The organism is Nocardioides sp. P4_G10, from assembly GCF_056401175.1.
Genome location: NZ_JBFUJV010000025.1, coordinates 63,645 through 70,331, shown reverse-complemented (window position 1 = coordinate 70,331; position 6,687 = coordinate 63,645). Strand labels below are relative to the sequence as shown.

Here is a 6,687-nt window from a genome sequence, read left to right as displayed (position 1 = left end):
CTCCCGCAGGATGCGCCGACTCGACGGGCTGGGGCGTCAGGACGCGCCGACTGGAGGGGTCAGTGGAAGCGCTTGCCGGTCGCCTTCTCCGAGATGCCCGCGACGTCGAGCATGAAGGTCAGCCCGCCGTTCCAGAACGAGAACCCGGCCCCGGTGATCATCGCCAGGTCGATGTCCTGCGGGGCGGCGACGACGCCCTCGTCGAGCATCAGGCGCGCCTCCTCGGCCAGGCCGGACAACGTCTGCTCCCGCACCTCCTCGGCGGTGAGCACGACGGGGGACGACGGCTTCTCGAGCAGCTCCTCCACCTCGGGGTCGAGGCGACCGTCGGTGCCGTAGTAGGCGCCCTTCCTGGCCGCGACGACCCTTTCGAGGGCGGGGGAGACGTAGAAGCGGTCGGGGAACGCACCCTTCAGCGTCTCCACGTTGTGCAGCGCGATCGCCGGCCCCACCAGACCGAGCAGCTGGTGAGGCGGCATCGGCGCGATGCCGGCGAAGGCGCTGTCGGCGACGCCGACGGAGGTGCCCTCGTCGACGATCCGGCCGACCTCGCTCATGAACCGGCCGAGCAGCCGGTTGACGATGAACGACGGGCTGTCCTTGACCAGGATCGTCGTCTTCTTCAGCGCCTTGCCGGTGGCGAATGCCGTGGCCAGCGTGGCGTCGTCGGTGGCCTCGCCCTTCACGATCTCCAGCAGCGGCATGACCGCGACGGGGTTGAAGAAGTGGAAGCCCACGACCCGCTCGGGGTGCTCGAGGTCGGCGGCCATCTCGGTGATCGACAGCGACGAGGTGTTGGTCGCCAGCACGCACTCGGCGCTCACGACCTTCTCGACKTCTGCGAAGACCGTCTTCTTGACCGACATCTCCTCGAAGACGGCCTCGATCACGAAGTCGGCGTCGCCGAAGGCGACCTGCTTGTCGGTCTCGCCGGAGACCAGCGCCTTGTGGCGGTTGGCCTTGTCCTGGTTGATCCGGCCCTTGGCGAGCAGCTTGTCGATCTCGGCGTGGACGTAGGCCACGCCCTTGTCGGCGCGCTCCTGGTCGAGGTCGGTCAGCACGACGGGCACCTCGAGGCGCCGTACGAAGAGCAGCGCGAGCTGGCTCGCCATCAGGCCGGCACCCACGACGCCCACCTTGGTCACCGGGCGGGCGAGCGACCTGTCGGGCGCTCCCGCCGGCCGCTTGGCCCGCTTCTGCACGAGGTCGAACGAGTAGAGCGAGGCCAGCAGCTCGGCGGTCTGCGACATCGCCTCGAGGGCGTCGTCCTCGGCCGCGAAGCCGGTGTCGCGGTCGGTGTCACGCGCTGCCGCGATGAGCTCGACCGCCTTGGCCGCGGCGGGGGAGCCGCCGCCGGTCTTGGCCGCGACGATGCCGCGGGCGCGCTCGATCGCCGCGTCCCACACCTCGCCCCGGTCGACCTCGGCGCGCTCGACGACGATCTCGCCGCGGAGCACGGAGGCCGCCCAGAGCAGGGACTGCTCGAGGAAGTCGGCACCGTTGAAGACCGCGTCGGCCAGCCCGAAGTCGTACGCCGCCTGCCCGCCCAGCGTCCTGCCCTGGTTGAGCGGGTTCTCGACGATCAGCGTCACGGCCTTGTCGGCACCGACGAGGTTGGGCACCAGCCACGCGCCGCCCCAGCCGGGGACCAGGCCGAGCATGACCTCGGGCAGGCCGAGGGCCGGCGCGGAGTCCATCACGGTGCGGTAGGTGCAGTGCAGCGCCACCTCGAGGCCGCCGCCGAGGGCGAGGCCGTTGACGAGGCCGAACGACGGCTTGCCGCCGTGCTGTAGCTTGCGGAAGACCGCGTGCCCGAGCTCGGCGACCGTGCGCACGGCGTCGGGGCCGCCGCCCTGGATCGCGTTGAGGTCGGCGCCGGCAGCCAGGATGAACGGCTTGCCCGTGACCGCGATCGCGTCGATCGTGTCGTCGGCCAGCGCCGCGTCGATCGCGGTGTTGAGCGCGAGCAGCGAGGCCGGTCCGAACGTGTTGGGCCTGGTGTGGTCCTCGCCGTTGTCGAGGGTGATCAGGCCGATGGACGCGCCCGGCAGGGTCACGGTCCGCAGGTGGGCCTGCGTGACGCGCTCGGCGTCGGACACGATCGCCTGCGCGCGCTCGAAGATGCTGACGTCGTTCACTTGGACTCTCCCATCGAGTCGGGGGTCGCGGCCGCACCGGTCCAGTGGGGGTTCTCCCAGATCACCGTGCCGCCCATGCCGATGCCGATGCACATGGTGGTGAGGCCGTAGCGGACCTCGGGACGCTCCTCGAACTGGCGCGCCAGCTGGTTCATCAGGCGTACGCCGGACGAGGCCAGCGGGTGCCCCATCGCGATCGCGCCGCCGTAGGGGTTCACCCGCCCGTCGTCGTCGGCGATGCCGTAGTGCTCGAGGAAGGCGAGCACCTGCACGGCGAACGCCTCGTTGACCTCGAAGGCCTCGATGTCGTCGATCGTGAGGCCGGCGAGCCGCAGCGCCTTCTCGGTCGCCGGGATCGGGCCGGCGCCCATCACCTCGGGCTCGACGCCCACGAAGGCGTAGGTGACCAGGCGCATCTTCACGGGGAGGCCGAGCTCGCGCGCGGTCTCCTCGTCGGCCAGCAGCGCGGCGGTGGCGCCGTCGTTGATGCCCGCGGCGTTGCCGGCGGTGACGTTGCCGTGCGAGCGGAAGGGGGTCTTGAGGCTCGCGAGGGACTCCATCGTCGTCTCGGGGCGCATCGGCTCGTCGGTCGTGGCCAGCCCCCAGCCGGCGTCGGCCGAGCGGGTCGCGACCGGCACCAGGTCGGGCTGGATCTTCCCGGCGTCGTAGGCGGCCTTCGTCTTCTGCTGGCTGCGGACGGCGTACTCGTCGACGCGCTGCTTGGTGATCGTGGGGTAGCGGTCGTGGAGGTTCTCCGCGGTCTTGCCCATGACGAGCGCGTCGGGGTTGACGATGCGCTCGGACAGGATGCGCGGGTTGGGGTCGACGCCCTCGCCCATCGGGTGGCGGCCCATGTGCTCGACGCCGCCGGCGATGGCGACGTCGTAGGCGCCGAACGCGATGCCCGAGGCGGTGTTGGTCACGGCCGTCATCGCGCCGGCGCACATGCGGTCGATGGAGTAGCCGGGGACGCTCTGCGGGAGGCCCGCGAGCAGCGCGGCGGTGCGACCGATGGTGAGGCCCTGGTCGCCGATCTGGGTGGTGGCGGCAATGGCCACCTCGTCCACCCGCTCGGGCGGCAGGGACGGGTTGCGCCGGAGCAGCTCACGGATGCTCTTGATGACGAGGTCGTCGGCGCGCGTCTCGGCGTACTGGCCCTTGGCCTTGCCGAACGGGGTGCGTACGCCGTCGACGAAGACGACCTCACGCTGTGGTCGGGACACTGGCTACTCCCAGGCTATGAGGGGGACAGGGTGCGCTCACGTTACCCCTGAGTAACAACGCCTGCCCACCGGGGCGGGTGTGTGTCGGGTCACGGACGGCGACTCACTAGGCTCTAGCCATGGCCGACCGACTCGTGCACATCGTCGACGACGCCGAGGTGCTCGCCGATGCCGGTGACCTCACCCTCGTCGTCGTCCTCACCGGCTTCCTCGACGCGGGCAAGTCCGCGGAGCTGGCTGCTCGGCACCTGTCCGACATGGCGGAGGGCAAGGTGGTGGCCACCTTCGACGTCGACGCGCTCCACGACTACCGCGCCCGCCGGCCCCCGGTGACCTTCGTCCGCGACCACTACGCCGACTACGAGGCGCCCCGGCTGGTCGTCCGCGCGCTGCGCGACACCGGCGGTACGCCGTTCCTGCTGCTCGCCGGCCCCGAGCCCGACATCCGGTGGGAGGCCTTCGCCCGCGCGGTCCGCGAGGTCGTCGAGCGCTTCGACGTCAGTCGTGTCGTGAGCATGGGCGCCGTGCCGATGGCCGTGCCGCACACCCGGCCGATCGCCATCACGCCCCACGCCAACCGCCCCGACCTCGTCCCCGGCGAGAGCCCGTGGCAGGGCGAGCTGCGCGTCCCGGCGAGTGCTCAGGCGCTGCTGGAGATCCGGCTGGGGGAGTGGGGCATCGACGCCCTGGGCTTCGTCGCCCACATCCCGCACTACCTGGCGCAGATGGAGTACCCCCAGGCCGCGCTGGTGCTGCTCGAGCACCTCGAGATCGGCGGTCACCTCACCATCGACCTCGGAGAGCTCCGCGAGGCGGCCGAGATCACCGAGGCCGAGGTCGACCGCTACCTCTCGACCCACGACGAGGTCGGCGACGTCGTCCGCGGGCTCGAGCAGCAGTACGACTCCTTCCGCGAGGCCGAGGCCGCCGGCAGCTCGCTGCTGGCCAGCGACGGCACCCTGCCCACCGGCGAGGAGATCGGCCGCGACTTCGAGGCGTTCCTGGCCGACCTCGACGACCAGTCCAAGGACAACGGCGACGACGCCGGCGGCTGGGACGGCCGCTGATGGCGGGCAGCGCCGACGAGCTGGCGACCCTGCTCGACCTCGAGCGCCTCGAGGTCGACCTCTACCGCGGTGCGCAGGCGCGCACCGAGCGCCAGCGGGTCTTCGGCGGACAGGTGGCTGCGCAGGCGGTCGTCGCCGCCACCCGCAGCGTCGAGAGCCAGTACGTGCTGCACTCGCTGCACTCCTACTTCCTGCGCCCCGGTGACACGACCGTGCCGATCGTCTACGACGTCGAGCGGATCCGCGACGGGCGCTCGTTCGTGACCCGGCGGGTATCGGCGCGCCAGCACGGCCGGCCGATCTACTACATGACCGCCAACTTCCAGATCCCCGAGCCGGGCCTCGAGCACCAGGACCGGATGCCGGACGTGCCCAGCCCCGAGCAGGGGATGCCGCTGGTGGAGCTCGCGCGATCGCGCGGCCCCGAGGCCGCCGAGCAATGGGAGCGGGAGTGGTCGGCGCTCGACATCCGCTACGTGGGGATCACCGGCCAGGGGCTCCCCGAGGATCCCGACCAGCCGGCCCGGGCCCGGCTCTGGATCAAGGTCGACGGTGAGCTCGCCGCCGATCCGACGGTCCAGCAGGCGGCGTTCACCTACGCCAGCGACCTCACGCTGCTGGGCGCCGCCCTGGTGCCGCACGGCATCCACATCGCCTCGCCGCGGCTCCAGCCCGCGTCGCTCGACCACACGATCTGGTTCCACCGGCCGTTCCGCGCCGACGAGTGGTGGCTCTACGACCAGTTCTCGCCGTTCGCCGGTGGCGCTCGCGGCCTGGCGCTGGCCCGGGTGTTCTCACAGTCGGGCGAGCTCGTCGCGACGGTGGCCCAGGAGGGCCTGATCCGGCTGCGCGACGACCGCACATAGCATTACATCCATGTAGTTTCCCGCATTTCCCTGACGGGCGTGTCGCGCGCCCATAACCTGTGAGCGCTCGTGTGGCGTCTGGGACTGCGGTGAACCCATGCAACTGGTGGGACAACGGCACGGACCGGTGGCGCCGTCCCATCCCTCCGCCGTGTCGAGGACGCTCACCCATGGGTCCGACCCCCCGAACGACCGCGCTCGTGGCAGCCGCCGCGGTGCTGTCGCTGCTCGCCCCGCTGGCCCCGGCTGCCGCGCGTCGCTCGCCGGTCACGGCGTACCAGATGCCCTTCCCGTGTGGCGAGACGTGGAGCGGTGCCACCCGGGTCGGCCACAGCCCCAGCCGCTACGCCATCGACTGGAACCGCAACCCGGACCTCGGTGCCCCGGTCGTGGCGGCCGCCGCCGGGGTCGTGACGACGGCGCAGGCCACGCCCAGGGGTGGCTACGGCCGCTGGGTGGTGGTCGACCACGGCAACGGGGAGACCTCGCTCTACGCGCACCTCGCCAGCGTCGTGGTCGCCCTCGGCCAGCGCGTCGACCAGGGCGCGATGGTCGGCACGCTCGGTGACAGCGGCAACTCCTCGGGCTCGCACCTGCACTTCGAGGAGAAGGTGGGCCGCAGCGTGGTCCCGGCCGTGCTGAACGGCGCCGCCTACCGCGACGGCGCCCAGACGTCGCTCAACTGCGTCGACGTGCCGCTCGCCGGGGACTACACCGGCGGCCGGGTGTCCGAGGTCGCCGTCTTCCGCCGCGCGAAGAAGTCGTCGTTCGTCTTCAACTCGGGCGCGACGGTGCGGTTCGGCAAGGCGTACGACGAGCCGCTGCTCGGCGACTGGAACGGAGACGGGCAGCTCGACGTCGGGGTGCGCACGCCGAAGGTGAGCCGGTTCAAGCTCAAGACCCCGACCGGCATCGTGAAGATCAGGTGGGGGCTGCCCTCGGACATGCCGGTCAGCGGCGACTGGGACGGCAACGGCACCACCGAGATCGGCGTGCGCCGGCCCTCCGAGGGCACGTTCCACCCGCGGATGGCGGACGGGACCTCGACCCCGGTCTGGCTCGGCGACGCCGACGACCTGCCCGTCACCGGCGACTGGGACGGCAACGGCACGACCGACCTGGGTGTCTTCGACCAGGCGACGGCCACCTTCACGCTGCGCAGCGTCAACGCCTCGGGGCTCTCCGTGCTCGAGGTCGTCCAGTTCGGCGCGGCGGGCGACCTGTCGGTGACCGGCGACTGGAACGGTGACGGGGTGACCGACCTCGGGGTCTGGTCGCCGGGGACGGCGACGTTCACCCAGGGCCTCGGCCGCGCGCCCACCTCGGCCCGCGGCGTGCTGAGGACGATCCGGTTCGGCAACCCCCGCCGCTGACGCGCGCGGCGGAGGAGCGT

The 6,687-nt window shown here is 71.8% G+C and carries 5 protein-coding genes; 3 read left to right on the top strand and 2 right to left on the bottom strand.

Annotated features, from left to right (window positions below):
- Positions 1–59 precede the first annotated feature (59 nt).
- Together AC1DP1_RS20235 and AC1DP1_RS20230 are read right to left on the bottom strand one after the other, a co-directional pair.
- Positions 60–2,138 carry a 3-hydroxyacyl-CoA dehydrogenase NAD-binding domain-containing protein gene (locus tag AC1DP1_RS20235; RefSeq protein WP_477508365.1) on the bottom strand — a complete coding sequence of 693 codons (2,079 nt, stop codon included), beginning with the start codon at positions 2,136–2,138 and terminating at the stop codon, positions 60–62.
- Entirely contained in the window at positions 2,135–3,361 is a 1,227-nt protein-coding gene (locus AC1DP1_RS20230) for a thiolase family protein (RefSeq protein WP_477508364.1), read from the bottom strand. The genes AC1DP1_RS20235 and AC1DP1_RS20230 overlap by 4 nt, the downstream gene beginning before the upstream one ends.
- A 119-nt stretch (positions 3,362–3,480) precedes the next feature.
- Between AC1DP1_RS20230 and AC1DP1_RS20225 the strand changes: the two genes are divergently transcribed.
- The 3 genes from AC1DP1_RS20225 to AC1DP1_RS20215 all read left to right on the top strand — a co-directional run bounded on the left by AC1DP1_RS20225 (position 3,481) and on the right by AC1DP1_RS20215 (position 6,667).
- A complete protein-coding gene (locus AC1DP1_RS20225; RefSeq protein WP_477508363.1) occupies positions 3,481–4,428 on the top strand; it encodes a PAC2 family protein in 948 nt (315 codons plus the stop codon).
- Positions 4,428–5,294, top strand: a complete 867-nt coding sequence (locus tag AC1DP1_RS20220) for an acyl-CoA thioesterase (RefSeq protein ID WP_477508362.1) — start codon at positions 4,428–4,430, stop codon at positions 5,292–5,294. Before AC1DP1_RS20225 ends, AC1DP1_RS20220 begins: the two co-directional genes overlap by 1 nt.
- Before the next feature lie 170 nt (positions 5,295–5,464).
- The gene (locus tag AC1DP1_RS20215; protein ID WP_477508361.1) at positions 5,465–6,667 is read left to right on the top strand and encodes a M23 family metallopeptidase; all 1,203 of its coding nucleotides are present in this window, start codon (positions 5,465–5,467) and stop codon (positions 6,665–6,667) included.
- The last annotated feature ends 20 nt before the right edge of the window (positions 6,668–6,687 follow it).

Excerpts from the sequence above, each read along its gene's own strand:
- AC1DP1_RS20215 (WP_477508361.1), top strand. The coding sequence starts at position 5,465 with ATGGGTCCGACCCCCCGAACGACCGCGCTCGTGGCAGCCGCCGCGGTG.
- AC1DP1_RS20225 (WP_477508363.1), top strand. The coding sequence starts at position 3,481 with ATGGCCGACCGACTCGTGCACATCGTCGACGACGCCGAGGTGCTCGCC.
- AC1DP1_RS20220 (WP_477508362.1), top strand. The coding sequence starts at position 4,428 with ATGGCGGGCAGCGCCGACGAGCTGGCGACCCTGCTCGACCTCGAGCGC.